The organism is Sedimentibacter sp. B4, from assembly GCF_000309315.1.
Classification (GTDB): domain Bacteria; phylum Bacillota; class Clostridia; order Tissierellales; family Sedimentibacteraceae; genus Sedimentibacter; species Sedimentibacter saalensis.
This window is the reverse complement of the sequence record NZ_CANG01000352.1, coordinates 1-391: the sequence shown is the minus strand read 5'-3', so window position 1 is coordinate 391 and position 391 is coordinate 1. Positions and strand designations below refer to the sequence as shown.

General features: G+C 71.1%; 1 protein-coding gene. It reads right to left on the bottom strand.

Features of this window, described 5'->3' with window-relative positions; all coding sequences use genetic code 11:
• A partial coding sequence (locus tag BN358_RS11390; protein WP_157593398.1) for a MerR family transcriptional regulator occupies window positions 1-346 on the bottom strand: 346 nt, incomplete at its 3' end.
• Window positions 347-391 lie beyond the last annotated feature (45 nt).

Sequence of the window (391 nt, the reverse complement as noted above, 5' to 3'; positions counted from 1 at the left end):
TCAGGCGCCGGCCGAGCCGGGCCGACTCCAGCAGGTCGGCGAGTTGATCGCGCTGCCTGCGCAGCCGGGCGATGCGCGCGTCCACGGAGGCCAGGGCCTCACGCAGTTCGTCCGCCGCGTTGGGCGACGCTGGCGCGCCCGGATCGGCGACCACATCGCTGATCGCCGCCAGCGGCAGTCCCGACTCGGCCAGCCACCGGATCCGCAGCAGTCGGGCCAGGTGGTAGAGGTTGTACTCGCGTACGCCGCCCCGGGTCGGCGGGACGGGGAGCAGCCCCACGTGGTGGTAGTAGCGGACGGTTCTGACCGTCGTCTCGGCCAGATCGGCCAACTCCTTGACGCGCACGACTCCAGCCGACCATGTGACGTAACGTCACTGTCAAGGCCACGA